We start from the raw sequence: 14,620 nt of genomic DNA, 5'->3' as shown, positions 1-14,620 counted from the left end.
GTGTCTCCTATCGTTTCCTGCCATCTATATGGGCGCCTGCGGCTGTTAACGCTACTCTGCAAGGGCCGGTTCGACGGCCGACGGTTCGGACCCTTGGCTCACGACCGGACGCAGGCGGGCCAGCACCGTCTCGTTGCCCGGCCGCGGATGGCGCGGGATCAACAGCGAAAGCCCCAGCGATCCGCTGGCCATGACGGCGGCCAGAACGAACACCCCCGACGGCGCGACGAGCCACAGATAGCCGAGGGCCGCCGGCAGGAACACCGCAGCAATGTGATTGATCGTGAAGGCCACGGCCGCCGTCGGCGCGATGTCGGCCGGGTCGGCGATCTTCTGGAAATAGGTCTTCAGCGCCAGCGCGAGACCGAAGAAGATGTTGTCGATGACATAGAGCCCGGCGGCCATCATCACGCCCCAGCCGAAGCTGTAGACGCCGCCATAGGCCAGAAAGATCAGCACGAGCCCCGAATATTCGAACATCAGCGCCCGCCGCTCGCCGAACCGCGCGACCGCATGGCCGATCAGCGGGGCGACAACGACATTTGTGACGAGCGTGATCATGAACAGCGCGGCAACGTCTTCAACCGCAAAGCCGAAGCGCTCGACCATCATGAAACCGGCGAAGACGACGAATATCTGCCGCCGGGCGCCCGCCATGAACTGCAGCGCGTAATAGAGCCAATAGCGCCGCCGCAGGACCATCTTCTTGGTCTGCGGGGTCGGCGATTCGAACTGCGGGAAGAGCACAAAGGCCGCAGCCGCGACGATCGCCGTGGTCAGGCCCGCGGTCATGTAGACCGTGTTGAAATCCAGATCGAACGTCTTCCAGGTCAGCACGATCAGCCCATAGGCGACCAGCGTCGCCGCCGATCCCGCCGCCAGCAGCCAGCCAAGCATCTTCGGCGCGCGGGCGCGGTCGATCCATTGCAGTTGCAGCGACTGGTTGATCGTCTCGTAATAGTGGAATCCGATCGAGCTGAGCATGGTAATGGTCAGGATCCCGCCGAGCGAGGGGAACCAGGCCGTCACCGCGGTTGCAAGCCCGAGCAGCATGAGCGCCAGGAGCAGCAAGACCTGTTCGCGCATCAGCCGGATCACCAGGATCACGCCGATTGCGAGGAAGCCCGGGATCTCGCGTACCGTGTGCAGCCAGCCGATGTCCGAACCGTTGAAATCGGCAACTTCGATGACAAAGTTGTTCAGAAGTGCGGTCCAGGTCGCAAACGCGATCGGCATCGCCGCGGCTGTGACGAACAGCAGGGTCTCGGGCCGCCGCCAGCGCGGCAAGTTGGCGGAGTCGGAGAGGCTCATGGTGCGCATGCAAACTGCTTACGCGGGGCCAGGGAGTTTGGAAAGTGTCCACGTATGCCCGATCCGGAACAGGCCTTCAAAGCCCGGACATCGACGGCCCCGGAGACGTCGCGCGTTGGGCCAGATGACCGTGGTTCGGTCAATCTCCCTGCCGTCTCCCTGCCGTCCGCAGAGCCACGGCAGGGGCAGTCAAGTCCGGACAGACTGTAGCATCCTGTCGTCTACAGCGCCTGCCTGGGACGCATGCCGGAGGGTCCTGCCTTGGCAATGGCACCTCTTGCGGGGCCCACTGCAAGGGGTGCCATCGCAGCCGGGGTCCACATCGCGTGTGCGCCTGTTTCGTCGCCCCGGTCCCTGTCGGGGTCAGATCCCGTCCGGGCCGGGGTCAGATGTCAGGAGAGCGTCGCGCGCGTTCCAGATCGGGCGTGAACACGGTATAGCGTCCGCGCCCGGCGTCCTTGGAGGCATAGAGCGCGAGGTCGGCATCCTTCAGAATGCGGGCCTGCCCGGAACGGCCGCGGGCGATGCTGGTGGTCAGGCCGATGCTGCCCGAGATCCGGCAATAGACCCCGTTGTAGGGGACCGGCTCCTCCAGCCGGGCGATGATCCGCATCGCGATATTGCCGAGCTTCTGCAAGTCGATCTGATCGCGGATGATCAGCACGAATTCGTCGCCGCCGACCCGAGCCACGGTATCGACTGCGCGGGTCTCGGACACCAGCACCCGGGCGACGTTCTGCAAGACCAGATCGCCCGCGGCATGGCCATAGGTATCGTTGACCTCCTTGAAAAAATCGAGGTCGACATGCATCACCCCGAAGGGGGTGCCGTCGGCGATCAACCGTCCCAGAACGTGGTCCATCGCCCGAAGGTTCTTGAGCCCGGTCAAGGTATCGGTGAAGGCTTGCTCCTCGGCGGCGACCTTGGCGCCCTGCAACCGCAGGTTCAGCTTCTTCGATTCCTGCAGCGCCGCCGATTTCGCCTCGACCAGATACAGCATCTCGACCGCCAGGTCGGTGCCGGCGAAATCGCCCAGCGTCAGATCATAGGCCTGCACCGCATCGACAACCGAAATCCCGAACGACAGGTTGATCAGCACACCGTGCCCGCAGGGCAGTGCCGCCGCCACGCCCTTGAAGTTGCCGCGGACACCGTTGCGGAACGCCAGCGACACTTGCCCGCTGTCGGTCTCGATCAGATCGCGGACGTGACAGAGCCCCTTGGGACGGCGCAACTCGAACAGGTCGAACAGCTGCATCCCCTCAAGCCGCGAGCCCAGCCGCAGCTTCTGCAGGGTCGGACCGACCCGGAGGATCCGGCCATTCGCCGCGACCGTCAGATGCATCGGCATCAGCCGGTTCAGCGCCGCGACACCAAACCCCGGAACCCCGCCGCAACAGGTGCTGCTGCAGACCGCTTCGGTGCCGCCCTGCCCGCTCATTCCGCGGCCTCCTTGGCCGGGCCGACGGGACGGGCAAGCGTGAATCGTCGGCCTTCGGCAAAGGCGCTGTCGAGCAGGCTGATGTCGACCACGTAGCGGCCGTCCGGCGCCATTCGCTGATCGAGCAGCGCCAGCGCGCCGTAATCGTCCGCCATCGCCCGCAGCACCCCGACGAGGACAAAGGCAAATCCCGGATGCAGATTCTCGACATGGAGCGCGAACCGCCCCTCGGATTCTTCGACGAGATCGAGGCAGGGTAGACGCAGTTCGGGGACCGCAAGCCGGGCACGGTCCGGCAAATCCTCCAGCGAGTGGAGGAAATCGGCGAATGTCTCGCCGCCGAAGCGCAACAGGCGGCGGATCGATTCCGTATTGGGATGGCTGACCAGATAGGTCCCGACATCCTCCAGCACCATGTCGTGCGGCTTGTCGAGCACGCGCACGACCTCGTCCATCAGGCGCTGGGTCACCGCATCGTCATAGCTGAACATCGTCTCGAAGCCGTCCGGCCCCAGATCCAGCACGGCGGCCACGCGGTTCCAGCACCCGGTACCGTAGGTATCGCGCACAAAGCACTGGATAGATCGATTCACGAGCCCATGCATTCCCAACCCCTTTGTCACCGGTGAGGCTACGGGGCGGCGTTTAACAAATGGCAAAGGCGAAGCTGCGCAGGCGCGTGGAAATCGTCGAGCAAGCCCCAAACGTATGTCTGCCTTTCGACGAATTCTGCGGATTTTCGGACGATGGAAATGGGCACGACCCGTCGCCTTTGGACAATGGTCGATACGATCTGACCCGTTACAGGTCTTTCTCGGCAGGTCAGCCTGGCCCGACGGCGTCCGTCGCGGCGCTCAGCCGAGCCCCAACCAGCCCGGCAAATGGCCGATGTCAGGCAGGATCGCCGCCGCAAAAGGTGCGAGTTCCGCCTCGGTCGCGGGGCCGGTCAGTACCCCGACCGGCACCATACCGGCGGCGGCGCCGGCACTCAGGTCAAAGATGCTGTCGCCGATCATTGCCACCCGGGCAGGGTCGATCCCGGTCGCCTCGGCAAATGCCAGGCACTGGCCGGGGCCGGGCTTGGCGCCATGGCCGCTGTCGGCGCCCGCCACGAAATCGAACAACTGCAAAACGCCGCAGCCGCGCAGTTGCGCCGCGGCGGCGGCAGCCTCGTCGTTGGTCGCCACGCCCAGAACGAATCCTTCCGCCCGCAGGCGGTCGAGCAGCGGGACGAGCGGTACAGCCTCGATCGCCTCGATTTTCTGAGATTCGGCAACAATCCGCTCATACAGAACCGAAAAGCTCTGATCCGGCAGCAATGGCAGCAGCGCGCGCACAACGTGTTCGGTGGTGCCGGCGACCGCCACGCTGTCGGGATGATAGCGCCGCGCATGCCGGTCCAGCCGAAGACGCGCCGCAAGCGCATCGGCCTGAACCGGGTCGTCCGCGGCCAGATCCAGCAGCAGGTCCGCGGCCCAGCCCCCCCAGGTCGCCTGAAAGTCGAAAAGCGTGCCGTCCTTGTCGAACAGCAGGCCACGCAAGGTTTTCATGGCTATCTGACCGCCCCGGCTCAGGTCCAGTTCGGCAGCGCGCCGCCCGGTAACGCCTGCCGGGCCGCCAGCGGGCGATCAAGGCCAAGCCCCGCCGATGTGCAGAACGCCTGCACCCAGGCATCGTCCATGGTCAGGAAATCGAGCACCGCCGCAAGAAACTCGGGATTGCTCGCCCCGGTCCGCAAATCGTCGATCCCCGCGCCGGTCGAGCCCATGAATACCGGCAGCAACTCGTCGTTCCCGGCCAGCCAAGCCAGGGCATCGAGGGCAATCGTTTCCGCGGTATCCCTGTGCATGCACGGCTCCGTGAAGTGACTCGAAAGGTTTCCTTAACCAATCTCAATACAGACTGTTCCCAACAACGCCAACAGGCTCCAACAGGGTCATGAACAGGAGATCGGCGCGATGCCCGGGCGGATATTGGTCGTGGACGACGTCGCGACGAATCGGATCATCCTCAAAGCGAAGCTTTCCGGCGCCTGCTATGACGTGCTGCAGGCGGGGAATGGAATTGAGGCGCTGCGCATCGCGCGGGAGCAGGCGCCAGACCTGATTCTGCTCGATATTGCAATGCCCGAGCTCGACGGGCTCGAGACCTGCCGCCGTCTCAAGGCCGACCCTCGCACCGCGGGGATCCCGGTCGTCATGGTCACCTCATCGGCCAACATGGCCACCAAGCTCGCCGCACTCGAGGCCGGCGCCGAGGATTTCATGACCAAACCGGTCGACGAGATGGCACTGCTCGCCCGGGTCCGCAGCCTGCTGCGCGCCCGCTCGATCGACGCCGAACTCTCGCTGCGCGACGGCACCTGCGAGGCACTCGGATTTTCCGATGCGCCAAGCTGCTTTGTCGCGGCCGGACGGGTCTGTCTGGTGGCCGGCAACAGGCCGACCGCGCTCGCCTGGGAGCGCATGCTGTCAGAAGTCATTCGCGACCGGATCGAGATCTGCTCGCCCTCCAAGGCGCTTGCTTCCAGCTCTGCCGAACGGGTCCCCGACGTCTTCCTGATCGCGGCCGATCTCGAACACGAGGGCGACGGGCTGATGCTGCTGTCCGAACTGCGCTCGCGCCCGCAAACCCGGCATGCCGCAATCCTGGTCGTTGTCGAGCCCGAGGCGCGCCGCTCGGCAACCATGGCACTCGACCTCGGGGCCTCCGACATCATTTCCCTGCCGCTCGACGGCCGTGAACTGGCAATCCGTCTGCGGACCCAGCTTGAACGCAAGCGTCAGGCCGACCGGCTGCGCCGGCAGGTGCGCGACGGGCTGCAGATGGCGGTGACAGATCCCCTGACCGGGCTTTATAACCGCCGCTATGCGATGTCCCACCTCGCCCGGGTACATGAACGCGCGCAGGACTCTGCCCGCGGCTATGCGCTGCTGCTGATCGACCTCGATAACTTCAAGCGGGTCAATGACACCCATGGCCACGCCGCTGGCGATACGGTGCTTCAATCGGTGGCCCGGCTGCTGACCGCGAACCTGCGCAGCGTCGATCTGGTGGCCCGAATCGGCGGCGAGGAATTTCTGGCGATCCTGCCCAACATCACGCCCGCCGCGGCCGAAAACGCCGCCGAACGGCTGCGCGGTGCAATTGCCGCCACCGCAATTTCGATCCCGCCCGGGCTCATCAGCGATGTGGCCGACCTGCATCAGACGGTCTCGATCGGCCTTGTGGCCGTCGACGCGAACCAGATGGACGCGATGCCGGACACTGGCGGGATCCTCGCCGCCGCAGATCAGGCTCTGTATCGCTCGAAGGCGCTGGGACGCAACCTTGTCACCCGCGGCGAACAAAGCCGCGCCGCCGCATAAGCGAAGGCCGGCACCTCGGCGCCGGTCAGCATTCGGGGACCGATAAGCTTATTGATCGGGCGGCGGCGGCGGGGGATGCCCATAGCCCGCGCCGCCGCCCGCGCGATAGCCAGACCCATCGCGGGGCCCTTTGCCGTCAGACCGACCGCCGCGACCGAAATGCAGGTCCCGCGCCAACCGGTCGGCAAAGGCCTGACGTTCCTCTGGCGACATCTGCGTCAGCTGCGCGATCAGCACCTCCTGCCCGACCTTCCGCGCATTGGCGGCAAGGTCGGCCTGGAGGTCGACCAGCGCCTGCATCCGCGCGGCGTCGAAGGGTTCGGTCCGAAGCACTTGCAGCGTCTCGTCGAAAGCCTGTTTCCACGCGGCCCGACCGGCCCGCATTTCGCTCCGCCGTTCCCAGCTTGCCGAACGAAGCGCTGCGCGCTGCGCCGGATCGAGCGCGGTCAGGAATGGCCCGAGGCCCAGTTCCTTCGAGACCTGGACCGGCCCCGGCCCATCGACGGCACGGCCCAGAATCGCACCGCCGACGATCCCGACCACAGCGAGGTTCAGCGCCAGCGACACAAACAGCAATACCCGCAGCCACCGGCCTCGGCGCGGCGCCCTGACGGGGGCGGATCCGGTCTCGGTCATGTCGCGCGCCCTTTCATCCGTCTGACAGCAGGAACCCGTACTCGGGCAACGAACTGTCCATGGTCAGGTTATAGCTACCGTCGAACAACACCAGCGACAGCGTGTCGACGGCCACCGGAGGATGAAACCCGATCCACAGCCCGGCAATCGTGGCACACGCAAGCCCCGCCAGCGACGGCCAGCCGCCAAGCGCCGCAAGCACCGCGCCAAGGCCAAACCGCCGGCCGGCCCGCGCCTGCGTCTCCACGGGGGCCGCCTCGACCGGCGCCCTCAGGTCCTGTTCACCATAGGCATCTTCCAGAATCCGCGCCATCAGGTCTGGCGTCGGCTCTGCCACCTCTGTCCGCATCGCCTGGAAGAAGGCTTCCAGTTCGCGGTCGAGATCCCCCTCCGGGTTTCTGTCGAACTCAGTCGTCATCGCACAACCCCAGTTCTGCGCGCCGCCCGACCAGCCGGGCCGCCAGCGCTCGTTTTCCGCGGGCGGTCAGGCTTTCGACCGCCTCCACTCCGATCTCCATCACTTCGGCGATCTCGGGGTTCGAAAGCCCCTCGAAGTGCCGCAGAACCACCGCCTGCTGCTGCCGTTCCGGCAAATCTGCCAGCGCGCTGCGCAGCGCCTCGAACCGCGCCGCCTCCTGCATCTGCCCCAGCACCCCGGGGCGCTCGTCTTCGGGCTCGTTGCCTTCGCCGAAGGCATCGTCAAGCCCGATGCTGCGCCGCCGTCGCAAGCGGTCGGTGCACAGGTTGCTCGCCACTCGGTAAAGCCAGGTCGAAACCTTCGCCTCGCCCTCGCGCCACTGGGGCGCGAACCGCCACAGCCGCAGCATCGCCTCCTGGGCCACATCCTCGGCCTCGCTGCGGTCGCCCAGCATCCGCGTGGCAAGCCCCAGAACCCGCGGCGTCAGGCGCAATGTCAGAACCCGCGCCGCCGCCCGATCGCCGCCAGCGTAGGACGCCAGCAGCGTCTCGTCCGTCGTGTCGGACAGGGTATCGAAGGGCATCTCCATCTTCCTGTCGACTAACGCCATTCAGGTCCGGGGTACAATTGTCTCGCCGCCATGGACGCAGGCTTGGCCGCGCTGCCTGCGGGGACGTCCGCGGGCCTGTCTCAGTTCTGCCATCCACCCCGGCCACCCTGGCCCTGGCCACCCTGCCCTTGCTGGCCGCGACCGCTCTGGCGCTGGCCTTGGCCCTGACCGCCCAGCCGCTGCTGCATCAGGGCGGTTGCGGCAGCGTATTCAGCGGCCGTGATCACCCCGTCGCGGTTGGTGTCGGCACGCGCCATCAGCTGTGCGCCCGGCGGAGTACTGCGGTTCTGGCCCGCAGCGGTCCTCGCCTCGGCCCAGGTGATCGTGCCGTCGCGATCGAGATCGAGCCGCATCATCATCCGGTCGGCCCGTTGCGGCCCAAGCGTGCCACGCGTCGCGGTCATCCGGGACAACTCCTCGCGGGTGATCCTGCCGTCGCGGTTGCGGTCTGCCGTGGCGAACAGGTCGTTCATCCGGGTCGCCGGCAGCACGCCAAGCTCGGCCGCGGTGACGCGACCGTCGCCATTCGAATCAAGCTCGGCAAAGCTCGGCCGCGAGGATTGCGCCAGCGATCCGCCGAAGGCGTCGGCGCCGCCGGTGACCGCAAGTCCGAGTGCGATGGCCGATCCGAGAACAAGTATGCGGGTCATGTCTGATCTCCCGATTTCTGCAAGGCCGCGGCCGTGCCGCGCCCTTTCATGTTCATTCTACGCAGCCAGGCGCCGGTTCCGTCGCCCCGATGGCGGTTTTCTGACCCCCCCGCGCAGTTGCGCCAGCGCATCAAGCCGGGCATAGAGAGCCGGGGGAAGAGGGAGATCGCCATGCAGGGCCCAGAACGACATCGCGCGCCGGAGACAGGCCCCGAAGACCGTCCGCTGAAGCAGGCGATGCTGCGCGGGTGGTGCCGGCGGTGTCCGAACTGCAACCGCGGTCGGCTGTTTGTCGGCTATCTCAAGATCGCCGATCACTGCCCGGTCTGCAACGAGGCCTATTTCCACCACCGCGCCGACGACGGACCGGCCTATCTGACGATCCTGCTGGTCGGCCACCTGATGGCGCCGCTGATCCTGATTTTCTATACCGAGCTTCACCTGCAGCCCCTCGTCATGGCGTTGAGCCTCAGCGTGATCTGTGTGGCGCTGTCGCTTTTTTTGCTGCCGCGGATCAAGGGCGCCTTCGTTGCCCTGCAATGGTCGCGCCGGATGCATGGCTTCGGCGCGCCCGAAGAGACGGCCAGGACCTGACGCCGATGGCGGATGCAGCCGCAATTCGCGACGCCGCGACAGTGATCCTGTGGCGAGCCGGCCGCGACGGGCCCGAGGTGCTGATGGGCCAGCGTGGCGCCTCGGCCGTCTTCATGCCCAACAAGTTCGTGTTCCCCGGCGGCGCGATCGACGCCGGTGACGGCGCCGTGCCGCTTGCCGGCGCGCCAGATCCCGTCTGCCAGCGCAGGCTCGGGCTTGCCGCGTCACCGGCGCTGGTGCCCGCGCTGCTGGCCGGTGCCATCCGCGAGGTCTGGGAAGAAACCGGTCTGGTGCTGGGCAAGCCCGGCCAATGGCCCGACCCGCCGTCAGACTGGCGGGGCTTTGCCGCGACCGGCCATCGGCCGTCGGCCGCGGGGTTCCAGTTCGTGTTCCGCGCCATCACGCCCCCGGGCCGGACCCGGCGTTTCGACGCGCGGTTCTTTCTGGTGCCGGCGACAGAGGTGCGCGGCGATGCCGACGACTTCTCGGGCGCCTGCGACGAGCTGCAGTTGCTGCAATGGATACCGCTGTCGCGGGTCCGCAGCTTTGATCTGCCCTTCATCACCGAGGTGGTGCTGGCCGAGATCGGCCCGCTGATCCTGCAGGGACGGCGGCCCGAAACCGTGCCCTTCGTCAAGAACGACGACATCGTGTCGGGCATCACCCGGCTGAGTTGAACCGGGGTGCAGGATCAACCGTGGCGCGCCGCGACGGTCTTCAGCTGGGTAAAACCGTAAAGTGCCTCGAAGCCCTTCTCGCGGCCATGCCCGGATCGGCCGGTGCCACCGAAGGGCAGCTCGACCCCGCCGCCAGCGCCATAGTTGTTGAGGAATACCTGGCCTGCACGGATCGCTCGCGCCATCCACATCTGGCGCGCGCCGTCGGCGGTCCAGATCCCGGCGACAAGCCCCAGTCCGGGGCCATTGGCGATGGCGACCGCCTCGGCCTCGTCCTCGAACGGGATCAACAGCTGGACCGGGCCAAAGATCTCCTCCCGCTCCAGCCGGTGACCGGGGGCGAGACCGGCCAGCAGGTGCGGGGCAAGATAATGCCCGCCCTCGGGGGCATCCTCGACGATTGTGCCGCGGGCGAGCACTTCGGCCTCGGGGGCGGCGGCAAGATAGCCCGCGACGATCTGTTTCTGACGCGCCGAAATCATCGGCCCAAGGTCGTGATCGGCCAGCGCCGGTCCGACGCGAAGGCTGCGATAGCGGGCCGCCATGGCCGCGGCCACCTCGTCAAAGCGGGGGCGCGCGACAAGGATGCGCGAGGCCGCCGAACAGGTCTGACCGGCGTTCTGGATGCCGGCGTTCACAAGAAACGGCAATGCGGCGTCGAGATCGGCATCGGCAAAGACGATCTGCGGGGACTTGCCGCCAAGTTCGAGCGTCACCGGCACGGCATTTGCCGCCGCCGCCGCCTGCACCGACTGGCCGACGCAGAACGATCCGGTGAAGGACAGATGCGCGACGCCGGGGTGGGCCGCAAGTGCCGCCCCCGCCTCTTCGCCAAGGCCCGGCACAACGTTGAGCGCCCCGGCAGGCAGGCCCGCCTCGACCGCAATCCGGGCAAAAGCGAGCGCGGTCAGGCTTGCCTCCTCGGCCGGTTTCAGCACGCAGGCGTTCCCGGCGGCAAGCGAGGCACCGACCGACCGGCCAAGGACCTGCATCGGATAGTTCCAGGGGATGATATGCCCGGTGACCCCGAGCGGTTCGCGCAGGGTATAGACGGTGTAGCCCGGCAGATAGGGAATGGTCTCGCCCATCAGCTTGTCGGCGGCACCGGCGTAGAATTCCATATAGCGGGCCAGCGCCAGGGCATCGTTGCGGGCCTGGGACAGGGGCTTGCCGACATCGCGCGCCTCTAGCCTTGCCAGGGTCTCGGCATGCTCGGCCACGCGCCGGCCGATGCGGGCGAGGATGCGGCCACGCTCGGCCGCGGGGGTCTGGCCCCACGCACCCTCCATTGCGGCGCGGGCGGCTGTGACGGCACGATCCACCTCGTCCGCGCTGCCGCGAGGGATCTCGCCGATCTGGGTGCCGTCCGAAGGGTCCTCGACCGGCAGGGTCCGCGCGGCGGGGATCCAGTCACCGCCTATCAGGATCTCGCGGCTGTCGAACCAGCCCTCTGTCGCATCGCTCATTCTCGCCTCCCCCATTGGCCGCGGACACTGGAATGCCAGCTTGTGCCGTGTCGTGAAACGTCAAACCCGCGGGACCTCTCAGGCGCCGTCATGCCATGGCCTCGGGCAGCATCGGGGCGGCGTCCAGCAGCGTCCGGGTATAGGGATGGCTCGGGGCGGCAAAGACCGCCGCCGTCGTCCCCGCCTCGACGATCTGGCCCGCCTTCATCACCAGCACGCGGTCGGTCACGGCGCGAACCACCGTCAGGTCATGGGAAATGAACAGATAGGTCAGGCCAAGTCGTCCCTGCAGATCGGCCAGAAGGTCGAGGATCTGGGCCCGGACGCGGACGTCGAGCGCCGACACCGCCTCATCCAGCACGATCAGGTCGGGGCGGGTGATCAGCGCGCGGGCAATCGCCAGGCGCTGGCGCTGGCCGCCGGAGAACTCGTGCGGATACTTGTCGGCATCCGTGGGGCGAAGCCCGACACTTTCCAGTGCCTCGGCCACGCGCAGGTCAAGATCGGCCGGCCGCCCGCCAAGGTGGAATGGCTCGGCAATCAGCCGCGCGGCACTGTGGCGGGGATTGAAGCTGCCGTAAGGGTCCTGAAACACCACCTGCATCCGGCGGCGCAGGGCGGGCGGCATCTGCGGGGTGATCTTCTCCCCGCCAAGCCGGATCGCACCGCCCTGGATCGGTTCGAGCCCAAGGATCGCGCGCGTCAGCGTGGACTTGCCACAGCCCGACTCGCCGACAAGCCCAAGGCTCTCGCCGCGGTGCAGATCGAAGCTGACGCCATCGACGGCGCGAAAGCCGGGACGCGCCCCGAACAGCCGCTGGCGCGGCAGGGGATAGTCGCGCACGACCCGTTCGACGCGCAACAGCGGCGCGGCCGCGGGCGGGGCCGGGACGCGGACCGGCTGATGGCGCGAGGCCTCGAACAAGGCGCGGGTATAGGGGTGGCGACGGTGGCGCAGGACATCGAGCGTCGCGCCCGCCTCGACCACCTCGCCCGCCTTCATCACCGCGATATCGTCGGCAAGCTCGGCCAGCACGGCAAGGTCGTGGGTGATGAACAGGCAGGCCATGTTCTGTTCGTCCACCAGACCGCGGATCAGGCCCAGAATACGTTCCTGCGTGGTCACGTCGAGTGCTGTCGTCGGCTCGTCCGCGATCAGCACCCGGGGACGCAGCGCAATGGCCAGCGCGATACAGACGCGCTGGCGCTGGCCGCCCGACAACTCGTGCGGAAAGCGGTCGGGGGGAATGTGGTCGGGGGACAGGCCGACCCGCTCCAGCCGCTCGACCGCGATGCGGCGCGCCTCGCCGCGCCGGGCGGCGCCATGGATCACCAGCGTCTCGGCGACCTGATCGCCAATGCTCTGGACCGGATTGAGGGCGGTCATCGGCTCCTGGAAGATCATGCCGATCTGGCGGCCGCGGACGGAACACATCTGCTGTTCGCTGAGCGTGGTCAGGTCCTGCCCATCGAGGTGGACATGGCCGGACAGCCGGGCCGAGGGCGGCAGCAGCCGCAGGATCGACAGCGCCGTCATCGACTTGCCCGAGCCGCTTTCGCCCGCCAGCCCGAGGATGCGGCCCTGACCGAGCTTCAGCGACACATCGCGCAGGATCGGTGTGCCGGCGATCGACAGGTCGAGGTGTGCGATGTCGATCACCGGATCGTCCTCCGCAGCCTTGGATCGAGCATGTCGCGCAGTCCGTCGCCCATCAGGTTCAGCCCCAGCACCATCAGCACGATGGCCAGACCGGGCAGCACCGCAAGCCGGGGAAAGGTGTAGAAGAACGTCTGGCTGTCGGCGAGCATCCGTCCCCAGGAAGGCGTCGGCGGCTGCGCGCCAAGCCCGACATAGGACAGCCCCGCCTCGGCCAGGATCCCCATCGAGAACTGGATCGTGCCCTGCACCACCAGCAGGTTCGCGATATTGGGCAGGATATGTTCGGCCGAAATCCGCGCCGGCCCCTTGCCCGCAACCCGCGCGGCCAGGATGAACTCGCGGTTCCACAGCGTCAGCGCGGCGCCGCGGGCGACGCGGGCGAATACCGGAATGTTGAAGATCCCGATGGCCAGGATCGCGTTCAGCGCCGAGGGGCCAAGCACGGCGGTGATCAGGATTGCAATCACCAGCGAGGGGAAGGCAAAGATCAGGTCGTTGCCGCGCATGATGAATTCATCCAGCAGGCTGCGGTGACGCGCGGCGGCGGCAAGTCCGAGCGGCACGCCAAGCACGATGCCGATGCCGACCGCAACCAGCGCCACCGCGATCGAGGTGCGCGCGCCCGCCATCAGCATCGACAGCATGTCGCGGCCAAGGTGATCGGTGCCAAGCGGATGGCCGGCACCCGGGGCCGCAAGCTTGCCCGCGATGTCGAGGGCTGTCACGTCCTGCGGGGTCCAGACCAGCGAGATCAGGGCGGCGGCAAGGAAGGCCGTCGACAGCGTCACACCAAGCAGGAACTGGACCGGCAGGCGCATCATCGCCGCAACCTCGGGTCGACCAGCGCATAGGCAAGATCGACCATGAACGTGACAAGGATGACGGCAAAGACCAGCAGCATGACAACGGATTCGACCACGATCAGGTCGCGCTGGGTGATGCCCTGGAATATCAGCAGCCCGAGGCCCGGCAGGAAGAACACCTTCTCGATGATGATCGTGCCCGCCAGCAGGAACGAGAACTGAAGCCCGACGATTGTCAGGACCGGGATCATGGCGTTGCGCATGCCGTGGCGGCGGATCGCCTGCCCCTCCGACAGGCCCTTGGCGCGGGCAGTGCGGATGAAATCCTGATGCAGCGTCTCGATCAGCGCCGAGCGCATGACCCGCGCGAGGATCGAGGCCTGGGGCAGCGCCAGCGCAACCGCCGGAAGCGTCAGCGCGCGCAGCCCGGGCAAAAAGCCAGCGTCCCAGCCCGGGAAACCGCCGGGCGGAAAGACCTTCCACGTGATGGAGAAGGCGATCACCAGCAGCATCGCGAACCAGAAATTCGGCACCGCGACGCCGATCTGGGTCAGGCCCATGATGCCATAATCGACCGCGCGGCCGCGGCGGGCGGCGGCAAGCGCGCCGATGGGCAGCGCGATCAGGGTCGAAAGCGCCAGTGCATAGACCGCAAGCGGCAGCGACACCCAAAGCCTGTCGCCGACAAGCTGCGCGACCGGGACGCGATAGGTGTAGGAGGTGCCGAAATCGCCCGTCAGCATCCCGCCAAGCCAGTGGAGGTAGCGCGCGATGGGCCCACCGGAGAGGCCCAGCGTCTCGCGCAGGGCGGCGACGGTTTCATCCGACGCGTTGAGACCGAGCATGTAGGAGGCAGGATCGCCCGGGATGACCTCGATCACCGCGAAAACGACGATGCTGGCCGCAAGAAGCGACAGCGCAAGCGAGATCAGGCGGTGGGCGACATAACCGAACATGGCCGGAGCCTAGTCGCCGCGCCGCGGGCA

Annotated in this window: 16 protein-coding genes; 3 read left to right on the top strand and 13 right to left on the bottom strand. The window is 67.2% G+C overall.

Going from position 1 to position 14,620, the window contains the following annotated elements:
• Nucleotides 1-51: 51 nt before the first annotated feature.
• The 5 genes from DQG17_RS14115 to DQG17_RS14095 all read right to left on the bottom strand — a co-directional run bounded on the left by DQG17_RS14115 (nucleotide 52) and on the right by DQG17_RS14095 (nucleotide 4,601).
• Nucleotides 52-1,320: an MFS transporter gene (locus DQG17_RS14115; RefSeq protein ID WP_116133482.1), complete on the bottom strand. Its 1,269-nt coding sequence runs from the start codon at nucleotides 1,318-1,320 to the stop codon at nucleotides 52-54.
• Nucleotides 1,321-1,696: 376 nt separating this feature from the next.
• Nucleotides 1,697-2,752, bottom strand: a complete 1,056-nt coding sequence (locus tag DQG17_RS14110; protein WP_116133481.1) for a GGDEF domain-containing protein — start codon at nucleotides 2,750-2,752, stop codon at nucleotides 1,697-1,699.
• Nucleotides 2,749-3,345, bottom strand: coding sequence for a heme NO-binding domain-containing protein (locus DQG17_RS14105; RefSeq protein ID WP_369908036.1), 597 nt, complete (start codon nucleotides 3,343-3,345; stop codon nucleotides 2,749-2,751). The genes DQG17_RS14110 and DQG17_RS14105 overlap by 4 nt, the downstream gene beginning before the upstream one ends.
• A 261-nt stretch (nucleotides 3,346-3,606) precedes the next feature.
• Nucleotides 3,607-4,302, bottom strand: a complete 696-nt coding sequence (locus tag DQG17_RS14100) for an HAD family hydrolase (RefSeq protein WP_198666125.1) — start codon at nucleotides 4,300-4,302, stop codon at nucleotides 3,607-3,609.
• Between the two features lie 20 nt (nucleotides 4,303-4,322).
• Nucleotides 4,323-4,601: a DUF3572 domain-containing protein gene (locus DQG17_RS14095; RefSeq protein WP_116133478.1), complete on the bottom strand. Its 279-nt coding sequence runs from the start codon at nucleotides 4,599-4,601 to the stop codon at nucleotides 4,323-4,325.
• A gap of 109 nt (nucleotides 4,602-4,710) precedes the next feature.
• Here DQG17_RS14095 and DQG17_RS14090 point away from each other — a divergent pair, with 109 nt between their 5' ends.
• Nucleotides 4,711-6,120 (top strand): diguanylate cyclase, encoded by a 1,410-nt coding sequence (locus DQG17_RS14090; RefSeq protein WP_116133477.1) that lies wholly within the window; start codon nucleotides 4,711-4,713, stop codon nucleotides 6,118-6,120.
• 48 nt (nucleotides 6,121-6,168) lie between these two features.
• On the opposite strand, the gene DQG17_RS14085 is transcribed toward DQG17_RS14090, so the two are convergent.
• The 4 genes from DQG17_RS14085 to DQG17_RS14070 all read right to left on the bottom strand — a co-directional run bounded on the left by DQG17_RS14085 (nucleotide 6,169) and on the right by DQG17_RS14070 (nucleotide 8,434).
• Nucleotides 6,169-6,756 (bottom strand): periplasmic heavy metal sensor, encoded by a 588-nt coding sequence (locus tag DQG17_RS14085; RefSeq protein ID WP_116133476.1) that lies wholly within the window; start codon nucleotides 6,754-6,756, stop codon nucleotides 6,169-6,171.
• A gap of 13 nt (nucleotides 6,757-6,769) precedes the next feature.
• A complete protein-coding gene (locus tag DQG17_RS14080) occupies nucleotides 6,770-7,174 on the bottom strand; it encodes a hypothetical protein (protein WP_116133475.1) in 405 nt (134 codons plus the stop codon).
• On the bottom strand, nucleotides 7,164-7,763 hold the full coding sequence (locus tag DQG17_RS14075) for an RNA polymerase sigma factor (RefSeq protein ID WP_116133474.1): 600 nt from the start codon (nucleotides 7,761-7,763) through the stop codon (nucleotides 7,164-7,166). Before DQG17_RS14075 ends, DQG17_RS14080 begins: the two co-directional genes overlap by 11 nt.
• Nucleotides 7,764-7,864: 101 nt before the next feature.
• Nucleotides 7,865-8,434, bottom strand: a complete 570-nt coding sequence (locus tag DQG17_RS14070) for an EF-hand domain-containing protein (protein WP_116133473.1) — start codon at nucleotides 8,432-8,434, stop codon at nucleotides 7,865-7,867.
• Between the two features lie 171 nt (nucleotides 8,435-8,605).
• Between DQG17_RS14070 and DQG17_RS14065 the strand changes: the two genes are divergently transcribed.
• Both DQG17_RS14065 and DQG17_RS14060 read left to right on the top strand, forming a co-directional pair.
• Complete coding sequence (locus tag DQG17_RS14065; RefSeq protein WP_116133472.1) at nucleotides 8,606-9,028, top strand: DUF983 domain-containing protein; 423 nt, start codon at nucleotides 8,606-8,608, stop codon at nucleotides 9,026-9,028.
• Nucleotides 9,029-9,033: 5 nt separating this feature from the next.
• Entirely contained in the window at nucleotides 9,034-9,705 is a 672-nt protein-coding gene (locus DQG17_RS14060; RefSeq protein ID WP_116133471.1) for a DNA mismatch repair protein MutT, read from the top strand.
• A 14-nt stretch (nucleotides 9,706-9,719) separates the two neighbouring features.
• On the opposite strand, the gene DQG17_RS14055 is transcribed toward DQG17_RS14060, so the two are convergent.
• The 4 genes from DQG17_RS14055 to DQG17_RS14040 form a co-directional block, all read right to left on the bottom strand.
• On the bottom strand, nucleotides 9,720-11,171 hold the full coding sequence (locus DQG17_RS14055) for an aldehyde dehydrogenase family protein (protein ID WP_116133470.1): 1,452 nt from the start codon (nucleotides 11,169-11,171) through the stop codon (nucleotides 9,720-9,722).
• A gap of 88 nt (nucleotides 11,172-11,259) precedes the next feature.
• On the bottom strand, nucleotides 11,260-12,831 hold the full coding sequence (locus DQG17_RS14050; protein ID WP_116133469.1) for an ABC transporter ATP-binding protein: 1,572 nt from the start codon (nucleotides 12,829-12,831) through the stop codon (nucleotides 11,260-11,262).
• A complete protein-coding gene (locus DQG17_RS14045; protein ID WP_116133619.1) occupies nucleotides 12,828-13,649 on the bottom strand; it encodes an ABC transporter permease in 822 nt (273 codons plus the stop codon). Before DQG17_RS14045 ends, DQG17_RS14050 begins: the two co-directional genes overlap by 4 nt.
• A complete protein-coding gene (locus DQG17_RS14040; RefSeq protein ID WP_116133468.1) occupies nucleotides 13,649-14,590 on the bottom strand; it encodes an ABC transporter permease in 942 nt (313 codons plus the stop codon). The genes DQG17_RS14045 and DQG17_RS14040 overlap by 1 nt, the downstream gene beginning before the upstream one ends.
• Nucleotides 14,591-14,620 lie beyond the last annotated feature (30 nt).

Origin of the sequence: Tropicimonas sp. IMCC34043 (assembly GCF_003390845.1) — a bacterium.
Lineage (GTDB): Bacteria > Pseudomonadota > Alphaproteobacteria > Rhodobacterales > Rhodobacteraceae > Tropicimonas.
Note: the sequence above shows the minus strand (reverse complement) of the source record. Positions and strands in the feature narration are given on the sequence as shown.